The organism is Pantoea sp. ACRSC, assembly GCF_022346785.1.
Taxonomy (GTDB): Bacteria; Pseudomonadota; Gammaproteobacteria; order Enterobacterales; family Enterobacteriaceae; genus Pantoea; species Pantoea alvi.
In genome coordinates this window covers 1-21,876 of sequence record NZ_JAKRNN010000018.1, presented here as the reverse complement: position 1 = coordinate 21,876, position 21,876 = coordinate 1, and the positions used below count along the sequence as shown (strand labels likewise).

The window sequence follows — 21,876 nt, the reverse complement described above, 5'->3', positions numbered from 1 at the left end:
CCGCACTCAGGGTCTGCTCGCCTACGCTAAAAAGGTTTAGCACTGGAGAGCAAGGTCGTATGAAAAAACAAAACAGTAATATTGGTATTGCGCCTTATGGCGGTTCGGCAGGCGGCTGGGGCGCACTCAAGGCGGTAGCGGATGCCATTCGCGGCCAGATGTCAGTTAAGCAGGACGTTATCGCGCTGTTCAAGGTCAATCAGCCGGAAGGGTTCGACTGTCCGGGCTGCGCCTGGCCCGATCCCCAGCACCGCTCCTCATTCGAATTTTGCGAAAATGGCGCCAAGGCGGTCTCGTGGGAGGCCACCAGCAAGCGCACCACGCCGGAATTCTTCGCTGCCCACACCGTCAGCGAACTCTGGCAGCGCAGTGCCCTTGAGCTGGAGGGCGAAGGGCGCCTGACCCATCCCATGAAATATGACGCGGCAAGCGACACTTATCAGCCCATTGAATGGGAAAAGGCGCTGAGCGAGATCGGCGCGCTGCTGCAGAGCTATGAAGATCCCGACAGCGTCGAGTTCTACACCTCCGGCCGCGCCTCCAACGAAGCGGCCTTTCTCTGGCAGCTTTTCGCCCGCGAATATGGCACCAATAACTTTCCCGACTGCTCCAATATGTGCCATGAGCCGACCAGCGTCGGGCTGCCGCAGTCAATTGGCGTAGGCAAGGGCACGGTAGAGCTGGAAGACTTCGATCACTGCGATCTGGTGCTCTGCATCGGCCACAATCCCGGCACTAACCACCCGCGGATGCTGGCGACGCTGCGCGACGTCTCAAAGCGCGGCAAAACCATCGTGGCGATCAATCCGCTGCGCGAGCGCGGCCTTGAGCGCTTTACCTCGCCGCAAAGCCCCATTGAAATGCTGTCGATGGGCTCGACGCAGCTGGCGTCTACCTATTACAAAGTGCGCGTCGGCGGCGACGCGGCGATGCTGAAAGGCGTAATGAAGACCCTGCTGTCGATGCATGAGAAAGCGCTGGCGGCGGGCGAGCCAGGGGTGATCGACGAAAGTTTTATCAACGAACATACCGAAGGGTTTGCCGCGCTGAAGGCGGATCTTGAGGCGACGGAATGGCCGCATATTTTGAAAGTCTCCGGCATGACGCTCGAAGAGATTCAAAATATCGCGCATCTTTACGCCGCGGCGGAAAACACCATTATCTGCTACGGCATGGGGATTACCCAGCACCAGTACGGTACGCAGAACGTGCAGCAGATCGCCAACCTGCTGCTGATGCGCGGCAATATCGGCAAGCGCGGCGCGGGCATCTGCCCGTTACGCGGTCACTCCAACGTTCAGGGCGATCGCACCGTCGGCATTACCGAGATCCCGCCGCAGTGGATGCTGGACAATATTGAAAAAGCGTTCGGCTTTAAGCCGCCGCAGAAGCATGGACACGGCGCGGTGGCGGCGATCCAGGCGATGCGCGACGGCAAAGCCAAAGCGCTGCTCTGCCTGGGCGGCAACCTGGCGGAGGCGATCTCCGATCCGCAGGTCACCTTTGAAGCGATGCGCAAGCTCGACCTGGTGGTGCATATGGCCACCAAGCTCAACCGCTCACACCTGCTGCTCGGCAAACATAACTACCTGTTCCCGGTGCTGGGCCGCACCGAAATCGATCGCCAGGCGTCGGGGGAGCAGAGCGTAACGGTAGAGGATTCGATGTCGATGGTGCACGCCTCGCGCGGCACGCTGAAACCCGCCTCGCCGCATCTCAAATCGGAACCGGCGCTGGTCGCCGCGCTGGCAAAAGCGACGCTGCGCAACTCGCGCGTTGACTGGGACAAAATGGCAGGCGACTACAGCTTTATTCGCGACGCCATCGAGGCGGTGTTCCCAGGCTTCGAGGATTTCAACAACCGTATTCTGACGCCTGGCGGTTTTCGCCTGCCGGTGGCAGCCTCGCAGCGGAAATGGCTGACCCCGAGCGGCAAGGCGCAGTTTAAGGTGATGCAGGGCATCAACGAAGATCCCCGCTCGCTAATCTGTCACGATCTGGTGCTGACCACGCTGCGCAGCCATGACCAGTACAACACCACGCTCTATGGCCTCAATGACCGCTATCGCGGCGTCACCGGTCGGCGCGACGTGCTGTTTATGGCGGCGGACGAGGCGGAAAAACGCCAGTTCCGCGTCGGCGATAAGGTGAATATGGTGGCGCTCGATCCTGAGGGCAACCGCACCGCACGGCGGCTCGATAATCTTACCGTGGTGGTCTATGACATGGCGCCCGGCTCGGTTGCGGCCTATTACCCTGAAGCAAACGTGATGGTGCCGCTCGACAGCCATGATACCGAGAGCGGGATCCCCGCCTACAAAAGTATCCCGGTCGCGCTGGAACGGTGCGAAGCGCCCGAGGAAACCTCAGGCGCGCTGCGCTAAAAGATCGTCAGCCAGTCAGGGGCCGCGCTAGCGGCCCTGTTTTTTACCGATGCCGTCCAGGGTGGCCAGCGCCTCATCCGGCAGCGTCAGCTGCGCCGCCGCAAGGTTTTCCCGCAGATGTTCCGGCGACGAGGTGCCGGGGATCAGCAGAATATTGGGCGAGCGCTGCAGCAGCCAGGCGAGCGCCACCTGCATCGGCGTAGCGTTAAGCTGCTGCGCCACCTGCGTCAGCTGCGTGGACTGCAGCGGCGTAAACCCGCCCAGCGGGAAGAAGGGCACATAGGCGATGCCCTGCGCGGCGAGCTTGTCGATCAGTGCGTCATCCGCGCGGTTGGCGAGATTATAAAGGTTCTGCACGCAGGCGATCTCGGTAAGCTGCTGCGCCTCTTCTACCTGACGCGCCGTGACGTTGCTTAGCCCAATATGGCGAATGACCCCTTGCTCTTTTAGCCCAATCAGCGCCCGCAGCTGCGGTTCCAGCGACCCTTCCACCGGCTTTTGCGGATTGAGCATGCTGCGCAGATTGACCACCTCCAGCACGTCGAGGTCAAGGTTACGCAGGTTATCCTCCACCGCGCTGACCAGCTCATCCGGCGAAAAAGCGGGCAGCCAGCCGCCTTTCTCGTCGCGGCGTGCGCCAACCTTGGTCACGATAATTAAATCTTCCGGGTAGGGATGCAGCGCTTTTTTAATCAGCTGATTGGTCAGGTGCGGGCCGTAGAAATCGCTGGTGTCGATATGGCGAACGCCTGCCGCGATGGCGTCACGCAGCACCTGTATCGCACGCGCCTCATCTTTTGGCGGGCCAAAGACGCCGGGGCCGGCGAGCTGCATCGCACCGTAACCTAAACGGCCGACCTCGTCGTCGCCGAGACGATAGCGAAGGGAAACCTGAGACATAGAAACCTCCTGGTGAAAGGGACCCAGTAAGTGTACTCGCTACGGTCTGGTTTCGCGTATTAAGGAAGAAGAGGGGGAAGCGGCCGCTCAGGCGACCGCGTGCAGCTGCGGTTGCGGATAGAGATGATGGACGCGACGGTCGGGGCCGCAGAGCAGAACGGGATCGCCTTTCTGCTGGCGCGTCAGAAAGTGCTGATACATCATCTCCGTCAGGCCGGCGCCGCACCAGTAAAGATGGTGCTGATGCACGTTGACTGAGGGATAAAGGGTGCAAAAGGGGCGCACTTCGACGCAGAAGCCCTGACCGCTGAGCCTGATCGCCTCCAGCCAGATATCGGTCTGGTGTTTCTCGCTGACATTTTCCAGCAGCAGTGGAATAGCGGCGGCGCGCGTGGCGTGGCGCGTCACGCTGCCCGCATGGGCGACCATCAGCTGATGGAAGCGCTCCATACGACGGCTGGCCCCGGCGCGCCTATCGTCACGCAGCCACTGGTGAAGCGGCAGCAGCAGCCGTAACACGAAATCATCGCCGGTAAAGTTGCTGGCAAGCTTGCGCAACAGCACCCTCAGCGACTGCGGGCTGCCAAATTCGAGCTGCCAGAGCATATCGCCGCGCCGTGCCGCCCAGCCGCCGGTGCGGAGAGGATGCGCGCCAGCCTGCGCCGTTTTGATCTCCCTGATGGTCGCGCCCTGGCTGGTCAGGCGCGTTATATCCATCACCTCTTGCAGCTGAGCCTCAGTCCATTCACGACCGGATGGGTATTTTTGGATAACGCCGCTTCGATACCAGCGCTTAAGATTAACCAGAGCGGCGCCCGATATCGCGCAGATGGTTTCAGACGTATAAGTCATATGCTGTCCTTGAACGGAGAGCGAATAGCCACCGCCTGCCGCAGTGGATGAATATACAGTCTGAACCTGTCAGCGGAAAATTAAAACAGCATAAAATATTGTTTTACCTGCCGTTTCGCTTATCCTGTGGGCTGTGTCCTTTGTAATTAGCAACTTACCCGCTAACGTAATGATATGTGAATATTTTATTTAAAAAGATGATTTATCGGCCGTTGAAGATAAACGCGGCGACGCGCAGCTCTTTTCTGGCGAGTCAGGGCTACGCGGTCTGCGCCGGGACGCCGCCATGCGCTTAACTTAACACAAGCATTTTAATGAGGCGGGACATGAAGCTAAAAAGGAGAAGCGATCGAGGGACGTCGTTAAATCGTTCACTACCCAGAAGCATTGCGATGGGCGGGCTGCTGCTGACGGTGGCAGTGACCGGACTTAACCTCTGGACAATGCGTGAAGCCTGGCGCGATACCGTGATTCAGTCTGAACAGATGGCGGTAAATCTTTCCCTTTCTCAGGCGCGCCAGGCGGACGACACCATATTGCAGACGGAGCTGTCGCTGCGGGAGGTGCAGCATCAGCTGACAGGCGAAATGGCGACCGGCATCGACGGCGCTGCGCTCAGCCAGACCATGCGGGAGCTGGCAAGCCGGCTGCCGCAGCTGCACGGGCTGTTTTATTACGACGCCAGCGGAAAGTGGATCGCCACCTCGATGCAGAGCATTCCCAAAGGGATTAACAACGCCGATCGTGAATATTTCAACTTTCACCGCATGAATGCGCGCGACAGCGTGCATATCGGGCCGGTATTGCGCAGCCGCAGCACCGGCGATCTGGTAATACCGGTTTCGCTGCGGGTCAACGATCTTTCCGGCGGCTTCAGCGGCGTACTGCTGGCCACTATTCGCGTCGACTACTTTCGGCACTTTTATAGCTACTATGAGCTGGGGCCGCAGGATGTGCTGGTGCTGATGCTGGCGGACAGCACGGTGCTCTACGCGCGACCGATGCCCGACAGCTATATCGGCAAAAACCTCTCCTCCAGCCACCTGTTTCAGGCGATGCTCGCCAGCGCCGACAAAGGCAGCGGCCAGTGGCGCGCCGCGCTGGATGGACAGGCGCGTATTTTCGGTTTTGCCCGCTCGGAGCGCTACGGAATGGTGGTGGCGGCGGGCTACGACAAAAATAACCTGCTGAAGAACTGGATTAAGGACCAGGTAGAAAATGTGCTGCTCGATCTGGCGCTGCTGGCGGGAATCGTGCTGCTCGGAGCTTATATCCTTAGCCAGGCGCGGCGCAGCCTGCGCTATCAGCAAGAGCTGACCCGCCTGCGCGACGAGCTGACGGCGGCGAACCTGTCGCTGGAGAACCTCGCGCTCGCCGATGGCCTGACCGGGCTGGCGAACCGCCGCCAGTTCGACCATTACCTGCAGCAGAGCCTGCTCGACGCGACGGAGCACGGCCAGCCGCTGTCGCTGATCCTGATGGATATCGACTACTTCAAGCGCTACAACGACACCTACGGCCACGTTGCCGGTGACGCCTGTCTGCAAGCGGTTGCCAGCGCGCTGCGCGGGCTGACGCTGCGCGCTGACGATAAGGTGGCAAGATATGGCGGCGAAGAGTTCGCTATTATTTTGCCGGGCGCAACCGGGCCGGACGCGCTGAAGATCGCTGACGCGGCGGTGAAAGCGGTGAGCGCGCGCAATATTCCTCATGACTCCTCGTCGATCGCCGCGCACGTCACCCTGAGCGCGGGCTGCGCGACCTTTCTGCCTGAAAGCGATCGCCCCCAGCCCCAGGTGCTGATCGAGAAGGCAGATGAGGCGCTCTATCTGGCGAAGCATGGCGGACGCAATCAGGCGCGGCGTTCTCCCTGAGCCGCTAAGGCAGAGTAGGCGCGGCGCAGTAGGTTTCGACGATCTGCGCCAGCGGCTGCGGTTTGCCGAGGTAGTAGCCCTGCAGACCGTCGCACTCCATCAGTTTTAGTTGCTCCATCTGAGAGGCAGTTTCGACCCCCTCAGCGGTAATGCTGAGGGCGTAGGCTTTGCCCAGCCCGACCATATTTTCAACAATCTTCCGCGCCTGCACGGAGTCGCTGAGCGGGAAAATAAAGGATTTATCGATTTTGATGCCGTCGAACGGAAAGGTGCGCAGATAGTTCAGCGAGGCGTAGCCGGTGCCTAAATCATCAATTAAAAACTTCACGCCCAGCGCCTTGATCGCCTGCATCACCTCAAGCGTGGTTTCCGGGTCCTGCAGCATGGCGTTTTCCGTTACCTCGATCTCCAGCCGGTTGCTCGGCAGGCCGGTGGCCTCCAGCGCGGCGCGAATACGCCGCGGCAGGCCTTTATCGCTGAACTCTACCGCGGAAAGGTTGACCGACACCGCCAGTCCCGGCAGGTCGCGGCGCGTATCTTCGCAGGCGCGCAGCAGCACCCAGTCACTCAGCGCGCTAATCAGCCCGGTCTCTTCCGCCAGCGGGATAAACTGATCGGGCATCAGCACGCCGTGCTGCGCGTGGTGCCAGCGCACCAGCGCCTCGACGGCGGTGACGCGGGCGGCGCGCACGTCGTAGCGCGGCTGCCAGGCGAGCCGCAGCTGGTCGGTGTGGATCGCCTCGCGCAGTTCGCGCTCCATTTCGCGCCGCTGTACGATCTTCTCTCCCATATCGCGCTGGTAAAAGACCCAGTTGTTGCGTCCGGCGTTTTTCGCCTTGTAGAGCGCAATATCCGCATAGCGCAGCAGATCGCCGGGGTTATTACCATCCTGCGGCGCCAGCGCAATGCCCAGGCTGGCGCCGATATAAACCTCGCCGCCGTTGATGGCGAAGGGCAGATTGATCTGGGTGATAATGCGGCTGCAGAGCGCGCTAATCTCCTCCTGGCTGGTCATGTCGGAGACGATCATCACAAACTCGTCGCCGCCGAGGCGGGCGGTCATCCCCGCCTCTTTAAGGCAGTCGCTGAAGCGCAGGGAGACCTCGTGCAGCACGCTGTCGCCGGCGGCGTGGCCGTAGAGATCGTTCACCGGCTTAAACTTATCCAGGTCGATCATGATCACCGCCAGCGGCCGATCGCTGTGCAGCGCGCCGCTAAGCTTGCCCGCAAGGCAGGCGTTCATCTGCGCGCGGTTGGGCAGGCCGGTCAGCTCATCAAACTGTGAGAGATAGCGCACGCGCGCCTCCGCCTCGACTTCCAGCGTCACGTCGGTGGCCGTGCCGCGATAGCCTTTCTTCCCCTGCGCCAGCGTAACCGGCCGCAGCGTCAGGTTGCAGAAGCGAATATGCTGCTGCGCGGATCGGTAGCGGCAGCGCAGCAGCGTCAGCGGCTCGCCGGGCTGCTCCCGCTGCGTCAGCCGCTGCGGCAAATCGGCATCGTCGAGCAGAAAAGCGTGCAGCGGCTGATGCAGCCAGTCCTGGCTGTGGTAGCCGGTGACGGCGGGAAAGCGCCCGGAGATCCAGGTAAAGCGCAGCTGCGCATCCGCTTCCCAGATCCAGTCGGTGGTGCTCTCCGCCACGTCGCGAAAGCGCTGTTCGCTGGCGGCAAGCGCCTGCTGGCTCTGCTCCAGCAGGAAGGTGCTGACGTCGCTGTGGCGCGCTTTGCGCAGCGCGTTGCGCATCAGCATGGTGGCGGTGAAAAAGGTGGCGCCCATCAGCAGCACCAGCAGCGGCAGCAGCCAGGTAAGCAGCGCGCCGCCGGGATTGTCGCTCTGCCACATCAGCGTCACGGCGCCGCCCAGCGCTGATACGCGATAGCGCGCGGTGTCGGCGGAGGCGGCGGCCAGCGCGTCGGCATAGCTGAGGTTCTTAATGCCATACTCCGCGCCGGCGCTCGCCAGCTTCGCGGGCGTGAGGCGGTCGACAAAGATCATTACAGAGGGGGGGCCTTCAACCCTGTTCACGCTGTGGTCGCCCCCTGGGGTGATCCAGGAGGCGCCAATCAGCGCCAGCTGGTCGCCGGTGCGCACCAGACGCGCGATCGCCTTGCCGTCGTTCTGCTGTAGCCACTGCTTCACAACGTTAAGCGGGTCCTGACCCAGCCACGCCTGAAAACTTTCGTGGCGCAGCGCCCCCTCAAGCACGCTGTAGCGGGTTTCGCCGCTGGGGGCGATCACGAACACCCCCTCATAGCCGAATGTGGTGAACAGCGATTCGCCCAGGTTCTGATTTTGCCAGGCCCAGTCGAGGTTTAGCACGCGATGCAGGTTATCGTAGGCTTCGCCCCATTCCGCGTTGTCGCTGAGGTGAAAACGCATGCTCTCCTCGCTGCTGGCGAACGCCTTGCCCAGCAGCAGACCGCTGCGAAGATCCGCTTTATCGTTCAGATCGTCGGCCACGCAGAGCAGCGCGGTCAGCGCGGCGCCAAAAGAGAGGCCGAGCAACACCAGCATAATAATCATCGGTTTTCTGACCAGGCCGCGCGCGCGTCCGTCAGTGGAAGAGGGGTGAGTATAAGTCGTCATCAATAGTCGCCGCGCCAGAGTGTCGATAAAGCGTATTTGAAATACTTCTCACCGTTATCGGCAGCAGAGAGGCCGGACTACAGCGCGCTGATGAAGGAATTATGACAACTGGCTGGCGGCCGCCGCGCAGGCGGACGCCGAAGAGATGACCTGTCGCCATCCTGCCGCTGGTGTCCTCCGCGATAATGGCGCTCGGATAACGCGTCGGGCTCAGGTCGTTAGCGAGAATCCCTGCAGCGGCGTCTGGAAAATGTGCAGCGCGCCGCGCAAATAAAATTAATAAAAGCGGAGACAGTGCCGATGACAGGAGAGCTAAACCCTGCCTGAACACATAAGGTCAGGGGCACTAACCTTATGGAGAACAGGATGAACATCACCCAACGCCTGCTGTTGGCATTCTCGCTGCTGTTTGGCGCGATTATTTTACAGGCCGTACTGGCTATCTCGCTGCTGTCCGGGTTTCAGGATCGCTTTGAGTATGTCCAGGCCAACGCTATTCCCTCGATCAAGGATCTGGGGAAAATGATTGATGAAGGTAACCAGCTGGCAATCACGCTCTACAAGCACCAGAGCCAGACCGAAGACGCGAAGTTTGCCGAGGTGGAAAAAAACCTCGCCGCAAGCCTGGCGCAGATCAAATCGCAGATCGACTACTACATGACCAACGATATCTCTAACGACGAGGACAAGCGTCTCACCAACGTCGCCTATGAGAACCTGCGCGTAATTAACGATCGTCTGCCGGCGTTTATCGCCGCCTCCCATGCGCATCAGGATAGCCTGACGCTCGGGATGATCGAGGGCGATACGGGCGTCGGCGCAGCGATTCGCCAGTTGATTGCCGACTACCAGAAACAGCTGACGCTCAATATCGACATCAGCAACCAGCTGCGCGACACCAACCGTAGCCAGTTTAAAATTGTGCTGTGGGCCACCATCGGCGGCGTGATCGCCACCATCGTGCTGTTCGGCCTCTTCTCTACCTTTACCATTTTGCGTATTCGCCGCAGCCTGACGGCCATGGGCAACGTGATGACGCGCGCCAGTGACAATCTCGACCTGACGCTGAACGCCGATGAGAGCCGTCGTGATGAGATTGGCAATATGGCGCGCGCCTTTAACCATCTGATGCAGCGCGTCGCATCGGCGCTCGCCTCGGTGAACCAGGCGTCGCAGTCGGTCAGCAGCGCATCGGTGCAGATTACCGCAGGCAATGAGGATCTCTCTTCGCGTACCGAGCAGCAGGCGGCGTCGCTGGAAGAGACGGCGGCCAGCATGACCCAGCTGAGCGAGACGGTACGTCAAACCGCTGACAATACCCGCCAGGCGAGCCAGCTGGCGGCCAACGCCAGCAGCCTGTCAGAAAAGAGCGGCGCATCGCTGAGTACCATGCTGGCAACAATGGACGATATTCGCGGCAGCTCGCGCAAGGTAAACGATATTGTCTCGCTGATTGAAGGCATCGCGTTCCAGACCAACATCCTGGCGCTTAACGCGGCGGTAGAAGCGGCGCGCGCTGGCGAGCACGGCAAAGGCTTCGCCGTGGTAGCGGGCGAGGTGAGAAACCTGTCGCAGCGCTCCACCGCCGCTGCCCATGAGATTAAAGCGCTGATCGAAGCCTCGCATCAGCTGACGGAAGCGGGCGCCGCGCAGGCGAGCGACGTGGGCCGCAATATGGACGTGATGAAAGATGCGATTCGCCAGGTCAGCGATCTGGTCGGCGAAATTGCCGCAGCAGCGGTCGAACAGAGTCAGGGCATCGCGCAGGTACACCAGGCGGTGAACCAGATGGACGACGTAACCCAGCAGAACGCCGCGCTGGTGGAAGAGGCGTCGGCGGCGGCGCAGTCGCTGCAGGAGCAGGCCAGCACGCTTACCGAACTGGTCGGCAAGTTCCGCATCGGCAGCACTCTCGAGTTCGCCGCGCCGCGTGCGCCGGCAGCGCAGCCGACACCTTTTCGCGCCCCTGCGCCGCAGCGCGTCGCGGTGATCAACGAAGCGGAGTGGCAGAGCTTCTGATCCCAAAGACGAGATGCCGCAGCCGGCTGAAACCGGTTGCATGCCGTTGAGGTACCATACCCATCCGGAAGCGACGACGCTTCCGGATTTTTTTAAGCTTTTCCCGCGCGCCGGGCGAGGTAGAGGCTACGGCAGTGGCCGCCGTTATTTTTTCTTATTGAGCATCGCCTGCAGGTCGGCGAAGGGGTTATAGGTGGCGGCACCGACATCCTTTTGCGCATCCTCTCCCGCCACCACGCGAGTGCCGTACTGGTCCGCTTCCGTGTATTTTTCGTGTTCATGGTCGTGACAGTAGAGGCAAAGAAGCTCCCAGTTGCTGCCATCTTCCGGGTTATTGGTGTGATCGTGATCGATATGGTGGACGGTAAGTTCGCGCAGGTTGGAATACACGAACTCGCGCGCGCAGCGTCCGCACACCCACGGATAGATTTTCAGGGCTTTCTCGCGGTAGCCGCTTTCCAGCCGCGCATAGTTTTTAGGGATCAGAGCCATGGTGGTTGTTACCTTTCAGAAGATATTGCCTGTGATGTGCGCAGGCTAGCCTGCCCGGTAACGAACATCAAGCCAGGTTTGCGCCTGGTGGCTGGCCTGACGCCCTGGTTCGCCAGCCCTGTGCGCCTGCTTATAACTTCGCGCTGTAGAGCACTGGCCCCGTAGGCTGCCCGGTTTTCGATCCGCCTTTTGGCTCCAGACTCACCGCCAGAACCGCGTTTTCCATCGAGAGCCGCCGGGTAATATCGATATTATTGACCGACCCACCCTGAATCACGCCGAGCGAAACCGGCGCCTGGCCTGCGGGGATCACCCACAGCTCCAGGCTCTTGTCGGGCGCGACGTCCATAACCTCTACCGGCGAGAGCCTGATGCGATCGCGCGCGCCATTCGCGCTGACGATCCACTGGCCGCTTTGCTGACCGCCGTTAAGCACCGTGAGCGGCGTCAGCGCTGGCGGCCGGAACGCAAAGGCGTAGAGCAGCACGGCGAAAACCAGCCCGGCAGCGGTAAGCCAGGGCAGGGTGCGCCCATAAACAGGCGCTGGCTTTCTCTCCGGCAGCGCAAGGGCGATTTTTTTCCAGACCGCTTCCGGCGGCGTCACCGGCTGCAGCTGACTCTCCATACCGTGCAGCAGCGTGATCCAGCGCGCCGTCTCCGCCTCCAGCGCCGGCTCTCTCTTCAGTCTGCGCTGAAAGCGCAGCCTTGCCGCGCCGCGCAGCGTGCCCAGCGCATATTCCGCCGCCAGTGCCCGATCGCGCCGATCGTTTACGCTCATAGTCCCACGCACTCCCGCAAATGCGCCAGACCGCGACGGATCCAGCTTTTAACTGAGCCGACGGGCTGCTGCACCCAGTCGGCGATCTCGCTATGGGACATCCCCTGATAGTAGGCCAGAGAGAGGGTCTGCCGCTGTTCACTGCTTAAATTCTGCAGGCAACGATGAAGACGCTCCGCCCGATCGCTGTGGTGCGTGCCATCCTGCAGGCCCGCCGGGGAGGAGACCCACTCATCGCTGAGCGCTTCGTCAGGCGCTGTTCGCCGCACCGCGCCGCTGCGCAGCCAGTCAATGCAGCGGTTGCGCAGGATATGGGTCATCCAGGTCAGGGGCGAACTGAGCGCGTGATTAAAGGTCGAGGCATTGTTCCAGACCGTAATAAAGCAGTCGTGCAGCACATCTTCCGCCCAGGCGCGATTGCGCAGCGTACGCAGTGCAACGGCGAACAGATAGGGCGAGGTAAGCCGGTAAAGCCGTTCAAACGCAAGGCGGTCGCCGTTGACGACCGCCTTCATTAACTGATTAAGCTGTTCGGCCTGAGTGGTGTCCATATTTTTTCCGCATGGATTTAGCGCCAGTCCGAGTATAGATAATTACTTCGGCATCAGAACAGTATCAATAACGTTAATCACGCCATTCTTCTGGTAGACGTCATAGGTGCTGATATTGGCGATATTGCCCTGAGCATCTTTTAGCTGAATATTGTGCGGGCCGTTGCTCATAATCCATAGCGGCTGGCCGTTCACCGTTTTCAGTTCGGCATGGCCGCCGCCCTGCTTAATTTTATGCTCCAGCGCTTTCATATCATATTTGCCGGCTACCACATGATAGGTGAGCACGCTGCTGAGCTTCGCCTTGTTCTCCGGTTTGAGCAGGTCATCTACCGCGCCCGCAGGAAGTCTGGCGAAAGCGGCGTTGGTGGGCGCAAAGACCGTAAAGGGGCCTTTGCCTTGCAGGGTATCCACCAGGCCCGCCGCCTTAACGGCCGCCACCAGGGTGGTGTGATCTCGGGAATTTAATGCATTTTCGACAATATTTTTTTGCGGATACATCGCTGCGCCGCCAACCATAACAGCGTCATCATTCATCGCGGCCCATGAGCCTGCTGAAACGAAAAGGGCAGCGAACACAACGGAAAGGCTGATTAACTTTTTCATCATATATCCTCGTTGAAGGAGCAATAAGGTTGCTCACAAAGGGATATACGCGTGAGAAGGGCAACTGGATGCAGCGGCGGAAAATTATTTTTAACTGCTGATGGCGGCGTGACGAGGGAAGGGGATGCGCCGCGCTCTCCTTGCCGTAGAGATCGAGGCTGCAAGTTAATCCGGTCAGGCGAAAACGCCCAACCGGACGGCACTCTTTTGCAGCGCCTGGCGGCGTTACTTAGCCATTAACTCTTTTCGGACAATCTCCGCGCCCGCGCTTAAGGCGTTGAGCTTGCCGTTGGCTACGTGACGAGGCAACGGGATCATGCCGCAGTTAGTGCAGGGATAGAGCTTATCGGCGTCAACAAACTGCAGCGCCTTGCGCAGGGTGCTGGCAACCTCTTCAGGGGTCTCAATGGTATTGGTGGCCACGTCGATGGCGCCTACCATCACTTTTTTGCCGCGAATCAGCTCGATCAGATCCATCGGCACGCGTGAGTTCTGACACTCCAGCGAAACGATGTCGATATTCGACTTCTGCAGTTTCGGGAAAATCTCTTCATACTGACGCCATTCCGTTCCCAGCGTCTTTTTCCAGTCGGTGTTGGCTTTGATGCCGTAGCCGTAGCAAATATGCACCGCCGTTTCGCACTTAAGACCTTCAATCGCCCGCTCCAGCGTCGCGATGCCCCAGTCATTCACTTCATCGAAGAAAACGTTAAAGGCTGGCTCGTCGAACTGAATAATATCTACGCCAGCGGCCTCCAGCTCTTTGGCCTCCTGGTTGAGAATTTTAGCGAACTCCCAGGCCAGCTTTTCGCGGCTTTTGTAGTGGCCGTCGTAAAGGGTATCGATCATCGTCATCGGGCCAGGCAGCGCCCATTTAATCGGCTGGCTGGTCTGCTGACGTAGAAATTTCGCATCCTCAACGAACACCGGCTTTTGACGGCTCACTTCGCCAACCACGCTCGGCACGCTGGCGTCATAGCGATCGCGAATTTTCACGATCTCACGCTTTTCAAAATCAACGCCGCTCAGGTGTTCAATAAAGGTGGTGACAAAATGCTGACGCGTTTGTTCGCCATCGCTGACGATATCGATGCCGGCCTCAAGCTGATCCGCCAGACATAACCGCAGGGCATCTTTTTTGCCGTCGACCAGCTCGCGATCCTGTAATTTCCACGGCGACCAGAGCGTCTCGGGCTGCGCCAGCCAGGAGGGTTTAGGCAAGCTGCCAGCGGTAGAGGTTGGTAATAACTTTTTCATAAAGCGTGACCCTGTGGGTTAGATAATCAAAGAACGGAATGAACAGCCCATTGCTCAAGCAGCGTCTGATAGGGTTTGATAAAGTTCTCTTCGGTGAACTTACCCTGCTCAACGGCTAACTGACTACGTTCTTCGCGGTCGTAAACAATTCGAGTTAAAGAGTAATCCTGATGATTCAGGTCCGGCTGATAGCGCTGTCCCGCCGGGGAGTTGGCGTTATAGATCTCCGGCCGGTAGATCTTCTGGAAGGTCTCCATGGTGCTGATGGTGCCGATCAGCTCAAGGTTGCTGTAGTCGGCCAGCAGGTCGCCGCTAAAATAGAACGCCAGCGGCGCGACGCTATTTTGCGGCATAAAATAGCGCACCTGCAGACCCATCTTCGCAAAGTAGCGGTCGGTCAGTGAGGGGCGGTCTTGCTGATATTCCACGCCCAGCACCGGGTGCTGATTATTGGTTCTGTGGTAAACGTTTTTGCTGGAGACGCTCAGGCAGATCACCGGCGAGGTTTGAAAGCGCTCTTTATAGGCAGACGAGGCCACAAAACGTTTGAAAATGGTGCCGTGCAGATCGCCGAAGGTCTCGGGAAGCGTAAAGTCTGCTTTATTCTTGTTGTGCTCCGGCAGCAGCACGCTGAAGTCATAATCGCGCACGTAAGAAGAGAAGTTATTGCCCGGAATACCTTCGAGGCGCTGGCCGGTTTTGCCATCGATAATATTGGGTCTTAATATTTCAATTACCGGGAACGACGCGCGGCTGCCGGACGCCTCAATGCTCATCTCAGCGGAGATAATGTCGATCTCGACGGAATAGCGATCGCTGGTGGGATTATCCCAGTGCGCCAGCGAGTTAAAGCGGTTGTCAATCATTGCCAGCGCGTTGCGCAAATTTTCCTGGCGCTTATCGCCGCGGGCTAAATTGGCAAAGTTAGTGGTGATGCGCGTATTTTCCGAAGGGTTATAATTTTCGTCAAAGCGCAGGGTTTTAATCGTAAAATCGAATGGCTGAGTCATTTTAATCTGGCATCCTAATTCGTGATCGACAATCTGGTGTAATGCTTTCTGCTCAGGATATCCCGATTGGTTTAGCTGTTTTCACGTTCACAACTCTTCGTGTTACCATTACTTAACATCCATGCATCATTTATGCCTGAGTCGGGGATCAAGGAAAAGTGATATAATTTCAACGAACATGAACAATTTTCATGATCAGGCAGGGATGATGAGTAAGTGCAGCGGATTCAGCTTACTCCAGGTTGTAGATCTTCATCTTTCGCCACAGCGTTGTCGGGCTGATACCCAAAATCGTTGCCGCTCTCAGGCGGTCGCCGCCGGTCTGTTTTATCACTGAATGGATGAGTTTTTGCTCCTGTTTTTTTAACAGATCCACCTCATCCGTCAGGGGGAGAGCAGCCTCATTACTTTCACTGGCAGACGCCGAAAGATGGCAGAGGGCGCGCAAAACCTTCACGTCCACCTTTTCGTTGATGTCGTGCAGCACCGTCAGGCGGGAAACGGCCGTCTGTAGCTCACGGATATTGCCCGGCCAGGGGTAAGCGTTAAGAAAATTCACCGCGTCATCGGTAAAGCGCAAAGCGATCCCCTCCCTGGAGAGCAGCGCGTCGATCAGCAGCATCACATCACCACAGCGCTCTTTAAGCGCGGGCAGCCTTAGCTCAAGAACATTGATGCGATACCAGAGATCCCTGCGGAACTCGCCTGCCGCCACCAGTGCGGCCAGGTCTTTATTGCTGGCGGTAATCAGGCGGAAGTTCGCGCTGATCAAGCGATCCCCGCCCAGCCGGCTAAACCTCTTCTCCTGCAAAATGCGCAGCAGCTTAACCTGAACCGCCAGCGGCGCTTCGCTAATCTCATCAATAAATACCGTGCCATTCATCGCCATCTCAAAAATGCCGGGCTTTCCTCCCCGCAGGGCATTGGTGAAGGCGCCGTCGGCATAGCCGAACAGTTCGCTCTCCAGCAGCGTTTCGGGAATTGCCGCGCAGTTGATTGCAATAAACGGCTCGGCGCTGCGCGGCCCGGCATGGTGTATGCTCTGCGCAAACAGCTCTTTACCGGTGCCGGTTTCGCCCTGAATAGCAATCGGCATATCGCTGGCGGCATAGCGTTTAGCCTGCGCAATAACCGACTGCATTGCCGGGGAGTCGCCGATAATATCGGCAAAGGTGTAGGTAGTGGCGAAGGTTTGACTGGCGATTTTTTTGCTGCTGCGAAAACCAGCGCTGCCTGCCTGCTCTGATTTACTCCCCGTCACAATGGTGTAGAAATCCTGTTTATTGCTGAAGTGTTTGATCGAGACCTGTACGCTTTCACCCTCGATTTCCAGCGCATAATCCTGAACGTCCAGCTCATTGATGATGCTGGCATAAAGGGGTTTAAAACAGGGTTTTTGAAAGATTTTCTCGCCGGTGCTGCACTGAAACAGCGTGAAGCCGCGGGCGTTAATATTGATGATTTCCCCTGACTGATCGAGACACATCACCCCTTCGCGGGATTGATTCAGGGCCGACCAGTACATCTCCTGCCTGATCCCCTCTCGGTTGATATAGTTCAACATGCTGGTCGCGACATCGAGCGCCTGCTCAATAGTGATATTATCGGTATCGCCCATAACGACCTTTAAATCATATTTTTTGCCCATCTCCGCGACCGTCAGGCCGCCGATAACCAGTTTATAGTCATTCTCCGCCAGGGTTTTAACGACATTTTCTATGTCGTAGTGGTTGTAGACCTGACAAATTTTAAACTCATCCTGGGCCATATTTTGGTAATAGCGTAAAACGTGACAAAAGCGCGGAAAGCCCACCGCTGCGATCTTCTGCGACGTTTTTCTGGCCTCCTGTAAAATACGGTAGATGCCGTGCAGATCGTGAGCAATCTCCACAACGGGAATATTCAGATGGTTTCGCAGAACCGCTGCCGTGCCCCCTCGGCTAATCAGGACTTTTGTCCCGCCCTGGATCAGCTGTTCAGCTTTATCAAGAAGGTCAGCGTAGTGATATTCATAAACGGGTATGTCGAGTTTTCTCTCAGCCAACACGCTGAATATACGCTGGGTGATGGTTTGTGATACCGAAAATATGGCGATCTCATTATTTTTCATAGGCAACTAAAGTTCATCAGGCTAAGGGCGAAACATCCTGTTTCCTGTCCGGTCAGGGAAAAGAACCGGACAAAAAAATACCTGCCATCGAGCGATGCGCAGGTATCTGTTATAAGCGAACTCAGCTGTTAAAAACGTTGACGGCGATAAACAATCTGTCCGTTACTGATGGTGGCACAGTTGTCTATATAGCAATCGCCTTCGAGCCGAACGCCTCGGGTATCTTCAAACTCGATTTTCTCTTTACGCAGTTTCACGATCGCGATATCGGCAAAAGCCCCCGGCGTCAGGGTGCCAGTCTGATCCTGCATCTTCATCAGGCGGGCAGGGGTTCGGGTTACGGCTTTCACCACGTCGAAAAAGGACATGCCCATATTGAGATACTTCGACATAACAAACAGCAGGCTGAACACTTTTTCCGTACGCAGGCTATTGCGCAGCGTCAGGTCGGTGCTGATGATATCGGGATTGAAACCCTGCTCCATCGCCTTGCGCGCCACGTGGAAATCAAAGTGCGCTACGCCGTTGGAGCAGTCAAAAATCACGCCCCGCTCTTTAGCTTCTTTAATTGACGGGAACAGCTCGCCACTCTCCTGAAGAATGGCATTGCCTGTTCCATGGAAGCAGTGCGCGTAAATATCATCAGCCATAAAGTGACCAATCAGCTCATCCGCTGTCAGGCGCGAGTCGGTGACGTGTACGCACAGGGTGGTTTTTAACTGGCGCGCCAGCTCAACCGTCGCCAGGAAAGGGTCGCCGCTATAGTTGCGTCCGGTGGCAATATCCTGGCTGTAACGCAGCTTCAGCCCGAGGATATTGTCTGCGTTCTCCGCCAGCGTCTGACGAATTTTCTCTACGTTGAAGTTGGCAGGATTGGTGTTTTCAAGATACCCCGTAGGGCCGCCGCCCAGCGTGGAGAGCCCAACGTTAACCACGTTCAGATAGCTTTTGATGCGCGTCTGCGCCTGATTGATCACGCTGTTGCGGAACAGCCGGTAGTTAACCCAGCCGCTGCTTCCGGCATCCACCACGCTGGTCACGCCGTTAGGGAGACAGAGAATATCTGGATTGACGCTAATGGCCGTTCCGCCGTAAAACACATGCGCATGGAAATCAATTAATCCGGGCAGGACGATGCAGCCCGCCGCATCAATGACCGTTTCAGCGTCAGCGCATTCCAGCGTCTCCACATCGACAATACGATTGCCGACAATCCCAATGTCCTGATGGATATAACTCTCGCTGTCGAGGTCGGCTACCAGGCCGTTTTTAATTAAAATATCGGGTTTCATCTTATTATCTCCTTATTAAATACCGATTACTTTCCACCAGGGAATGCCAATCAGGAAAAAGACCAGCACGTTAACTACCACCATAATGGTGCCCAGCAGCCAGAAGGTCTTTTGCGGAACATAGCCGCTGGAGAAGGTAAACACGCCTGCGCCGTTGCCGTAGTGGGTCAGAAGCGCGCCATAACCGGCAGAAAAAGCCAGCGATAGCGCGATGTACATCGGGTGCGCCTGGGTTGTCATGCCAAGCGTAAAGAGCACGGGATAGAAGGAGACCACAAAGGCGCTGTTGGAGACGAAAAAGTAGCGTACCGCGAGGCTGATAAACACCAGCACGCCCAGCGCGCTGATTTCACTGAGCTGAGACAGGTCGAGGTAGTTTTTGATCACCTCAACCAGATAGATATAAAAACCCCCTTTTGAAAGCGCAACGGCGCAGCCATAGAACGCCCCATACCAGACGAAGGTCTGCCAGGCCGCTTTCTCGCTAATCACATCGTTCCAGCTCAATACGCCGAACAGCAACAGGCAGGCGAGAAAGGCCAGTCCGACCGGAATAAAGGCGATACCGGTAAGGGAGCCGGTCATCCAGCCAAGCACGCCGAGCACAAAGAAAAGCAGCAGCAGCTTCTCTTCGCGTTTTACCGGGCCCAGCTCCTGCAACCCCTGGGTAGCAATCTCGTTAACGTTAACGATAGTTTTTAACTCTGGCGCATAGAGCTTGTAGAGGATCCAGGGCGCGGCCAGCAATACGATGCCTGCCGGAACGATGGCCGCTTTGAACCACACCATCCACCCCAGGCTGACGTGCATAATCTCATTTGCGAGGGAGACGGTAATGGAGTTAGTGGCCATCCCGGTCAGAAACAGACTTGAGGTGCCCATCGACACCACATACATCAGAATGGTGAGATACGCCCCGATCTTACGGCTGCCGCTCTCTGGTGTTGATCCCAGCGCTTCAGCGATATTGCGGAAAATAGGGTAGGTAATGCCGCCGGAACGCGACATGTTCGAGCCGGTTGCTGGCGCCAGTACGGTATCAGTGACCATCATCAGATAGCCCAGCGTCAGGGTATTTTTGCCGTAGCGCTGAAGCAGCAGGTAGGCAATGCGCTTACCTAATCCCGTAATGACAAACGCCTTACAGATAATAAAGGCGCTGATAATAAACCACACCATCGGACTGCCAAACCCGGCAAACAGCGGGCCAGGCGCCATAAACAGTGACGCGATGCCGAGGATGATGAGCATAATTACCGCGTCGGTAAACGGGCGCAGCACCAGGCCGCACAGCATCGCCAGATAGATACCGACTAAATGCCAGGTTTCGGCAGTAATACTTTCCGGGTGGGGGATAATCCAGAACAGAACGGGGAAAGCGATAATGGGTAAGAGTTTAAGATAAAGCATGTTTACGTTACCTGTATTTGTCAGCCGCGCATCATCCATTTGACGCGCGGCATTTCATTATTGGCAGCAGTTAGCGGCAGACGTCGTCGATAAACTCAACGCCTTTTTCCTCTAATGATTTCCTTAGCCATGCACGGTTGGCGGTGCCATTTTTCGCCGCCTCCACTTTACCGGCGTCAAATCTGGAGTAGTCACGGGCTTTGTCCAGCAGGGCGGCGGCATCGTTGAGAGGGATCGCAATCACCCCGTCCGCATCGCCTACAATCAAATCGCCCGGCGAGACCGCAACGCCACCCACGGCGACAGGCGTATTCACCTCTCCCGGCCCCTCTTTGAAGGGGCCAGCCGGATTTGCGCCAGTGGCGAAGATGGGGAAATCGAGTACCGAAAGGGCGTCGATATCGCGGATGGGGCCATCCAGCACGATACCGGCGATCTTCCTGGTGCAGTGGGCATAAGCGACCATGATTTCACCCATCAGCGCGCGGGAGCGGTCGCCTTCGTTAGAGACCACGATGACATCATTTTCCGTCGCCATATCCAGCGCGGCATGCAGCATCAGGTTGTCACCCGCGCGTGCTTTCACCGTAATGGCATAGCCCGCCATAATCGGCTTCTTCGGCGAAGAGATGCGCCTGATACCGTTGCCGAGTACCGCGATGCGGTTCATAACGTCGGCGATATTCGCCGCAGGCAGCTGCTCATATTCTTTTAACAGATCAATGTCAAACGCAGGGCGTTTCATAAAAACACGATTACCAATAGGCATGATTTATTCCTCAGAAACCCGGCACTGGCCAGGAGGGTTTTTTACCGGATAACACTTCGTCGATACCGATAGCAGAATGCAGCGAGGCGCGGTCGGTGGCTTCTTTGGTGGCGGCGCCGATGTGCGGCCCAATCACTACGTTGTTGAGGGCAAAGATGGGGTTTGCTGGATCGAAGGGCTCTTTTTTCAGCACATCAAGGCCCGCGGCGGCGATAGCGCGGGTGGAAAGCGCGTGGTAAAGCGCTTTTTCATCGACCAGCTTGCCGCGTGCGGTGTTGATAAAACAGGCGGTGGGCTTCATCAGCGCAAACTGCTTTTCACCTACCAAGTCGAAGGTTTCGGCGTTCGCAGGGCAGTGCAAAGAGACGAAATCGCTCTCTTTAAATATCCGATCCAGGTCGTTAGTTAACTCAACGCCTGCGGGTATCTGCTGCTGGGTTTTATAGGGGTCATAAGCGATGACCTTCATATTAAAGCCGTGCAGCGCTTTGATGGCGACGCGAGAACCGATATTGCCTACGCCGACCAGACCCAGGGTTTTGCCATCCAGCTCCACTTTTGGCGTGCGCAGTTTTGCCCAGTAGTAGTCCTCCAGCATTTTCTCTTCGACCAGCTTGAAATTGCGGGAGCAGTAGAGCATGTAAAAAATCGCCAGCTCGGCAACAGACATGCTGTTTGCTACGGGGGCATTTAACACGGTCACGCCATGACGTTTAGCAGCGTCTAAATCTACCGTGTCATATCCCGCACCGTGGCGGGCAACCACCTTTAATTTCTTCGCTGCGTCAAATACGCGCTCGGACATTTTAGAGAGGCGAACAATAATGCCATCACAGTCGGGGATATCACGGATAATATCATCCTCTTGGCTTTGTTGAATAAATCAGCTTCAGGACGAGTGACTCTGTAGCTGACCGGGTTTTCAGGCAATACGCACGCTTTCTGGCATACCAGCCTTCGTTATTTTATTCAGCGCACGCACCATGCC

General features: G+C 57.4%; 16 protein-coding genes and 1 pseudogene. 3 read left to right on the top strand and 14 right to left on the bottom strand.

Annotated features, from left to right (window positions below):
* The first annotated feature begins 59 nt into the window (after positions 1–59).
* Positions 60–2,384 (top strand): FdhF/YdeP family oxidoreductase, encoded by a 2,325-nt coding sequence (locus tag MHZ97_RS16435; RefSeq protein ID WP_103796515.1) that lies wholly within the window; start codon positions 60–62, stop codon positions 2,382–2,384.
* A gap of 27 nt (positions 2,385–2,411) precedes the next feature.
* Here MHZ97_RS16435 and MHZ97_RS16430 read toward each other — a convergent pair whose 3' ends face one another.
* On the bottom strand, positions 2,412–3,284 hold the full coding sequence (locus MHZ97_RS16430; RefSeq protein WP_103796514.1) for an aldo/keto reductase family oxidoreductase: 873 nt from the start codon (positions 3,282–3,284) through the stop codon (positions 2,412–2,414).
* 87 nt (positions 3,285–3,371) lie between these two features.
* Complete coding sequence (locus MHZ97_RS16425) at positions 3,372–4,001, bottom strand: transcriptional regulator (RefSeq protein ID WP_239315063.1); 630 nt, start codon at positions 3,999–4,001, stop codon at positions 3,372–3,374.
* A 461-nt stretch (positions 4,002–4,462) separates the two neighbouring features.
* On the opposite strand from MHZ97_RS16425, the gene MHZ97_RS16420 reads away from it, so the two are divergent.
* Positions 4,463–6,010, top strand: a complete 1,548-nt coding sequence (locus MHZ97_RS16420; RefSeq protein WP_239315062.1) for a GGDEF domain-containing protein — start codon at positions 4,463–4,465, stop codon at positions 6,008–6,010.
* Positions 6,011–6,014: 4 nt separating this feature from the next.
* Here the strand turns inward: MHZ97_RS16420 and MHZ97_RS16415 are convergent, their stop codons facing one another.
* Positions 6,015–8,594 carry an EAL domain-containing protein gene (locus tag MHZ97_RS16415; protein ID WP_304624368.1) on the bottom strand — a complete coding sequence of 860 codons (2,580 nt, stop codon included), beginning with the start codon at positions 8,592–8,594 and terminating at the stop codon, positions 6,015–6,017.
* Between the two features lie 366 nt (positions 8,595–8,960).
* Between MHZ97_RS16415 and MHZ97_RS16410 the strand changes: the two genes are divergently transcribed.
* A complete protein-coding gene (locus MHZ97_RS16410; RefSeq protein WP_239315061.1) occupies positions 8,961–10,613 on the top strand; it encodes a methyl-accepting chemotaxis protein in 1,653 nt (550 codons plus the stop codon).
* Positions 10,614–10,757: 144 nt separating this feature from the next.
* Here MHZ97_RS16410 and yajD read toward each other — a convergent pair whose 3' ends face one another.
* The 11 genes and pseudogenes from yajD to MHZ97_RS16355 form a co-directional block, all read right to left on the bottom strand.
* Positions 10,758–11,105 carry an HNH nuclease YajD gene (yajD, locus tag MHZ97_RS16405; protein WP_224481416.1) on the bottom strand — a complete coding sequence of 116 codons (348 nt, stop codon included), beginning with the start codon at positions 11,103–11,105 and terminating at the stop codon, positions 10,758–10,760.
* Between the two features lie 130 nt (positions 11,106–11,235).
* Positions 11,236–11,883 (bottom strand): anti-sigma factor domain-containing protein, encoded by a 648-nt coding sequence (locus MHZ97_RS16400; protein WP_239315060.1) that lies wholly within the window; start codon positions 11,881–11,883, stop codon positions 11,236–11,238.
* On the bottom strand, positions 11,880–12,434 hold the full coding sequence (locus MHZ97_RS16395; protein ID WP_239315059.1) for an RNA polymerase sigma factor: 555 nt from the start codon (positions 12,432–12,434) through the stop codon (positions 11,880–11,882). Before MHZ97_RS16395 ends, MHZ97_RS16400 begins: the two co-directional genes overlap by 4 nt.
* Positions 12,435–12,476: 42 nt before the next feature.
* Complete coding sequence (locus MHZ97_RS16390) at positions 12,477–13,040, bottom strand: fasciclin domain-containing protein (RefSeq protein WP_239315058.1); 564 nt, start codon at positions 13,038–13,040, stop codon at positions 12,477–12,479.
* A 225-nt stretch (positions 13,041–13,265) separates the two neighbouring features.
* Entirely contained in the window at positions 13,266–14,297 is a 1,032-nt protein-coding gene (locus MHZ97_RS16385) for a methionine synthase (protein ID WP_103796506.1), read from the bottom strand.
* Between the two features lie 26 nt (positions 14,298–14,323).
* A complete protein-coding gene (locus MHZ97_RS16380; RefSeq protein WP_103796505.1) occupies positions 14,324–15,307 on the bottom strand; it encodes a DUF1852 domain-containing protein in 984 nt (327 codons plus the stop codon).
* 232 nt (positions 15,308–15,539) lie between these two features.
* Positions 15,540–17,417 carry a sigma 54-interacting transcriptional regulator gene (locus tag MHZ97_RS16375; RefSeq protein ID WP_239315057.1) on the bottom strand — a complete coding sequence of 626 codons (1,878 nt, stop codon included), beginning with the start codon at positions 17,415–17,417 and terminating at the stop codon, positions 15,540–15,542.
* A 128-nt stretch (positions 17,418–17,545) separates the two neighbouring features.
* Complete coding sequence (locus MHZ97_RS16370) at positions 17,546–18,709, bottom strand: metallo-dependent hydrolase (protein WP_239315056.1); 1,164 nt, start codon at positions 18,707–18,709, stop codon at positions 17,546–17,548.
* A 15-nt stretch (positions 18,710–18,724) separates the two neighbouring features.
* Positions 18,725–20,119: a DASS family sodium-coupled anion symporter gene (locus tag MHZ97_RS16365; protein ID WP_103796502.1), complete on the bottom strand. Its 1,395-nt coding sequence runs from the start codon at positions 20,117–20,119 to the stop codon at positions 18,725–18,727.
* Positions 20,120–20,189: 70 nt separating this feature from the next.
* The gene (locus MHZ97_RS16360) at positions 20,190–20,888 is read right to left on the bottom strand and encodes an RraA family protein (protein WP_239315055.1); all 699 of its coding nucleotides are present in this window, start codon (positions 20,886–20,888) and stop codon (positions 20,190–20,192) included.
* Between the two features lie 10 nt (positions 20,889–20,898).
* Positions 20,899–21,756 (bottom strand): annotated as a pseudogene (locus tag MHZ97_RS16355) (hydroxyacid dehydrogenase); the annotation flags it as partial.
* Positions 21,757–21,876: the final 120 nt, after the last annotated feature.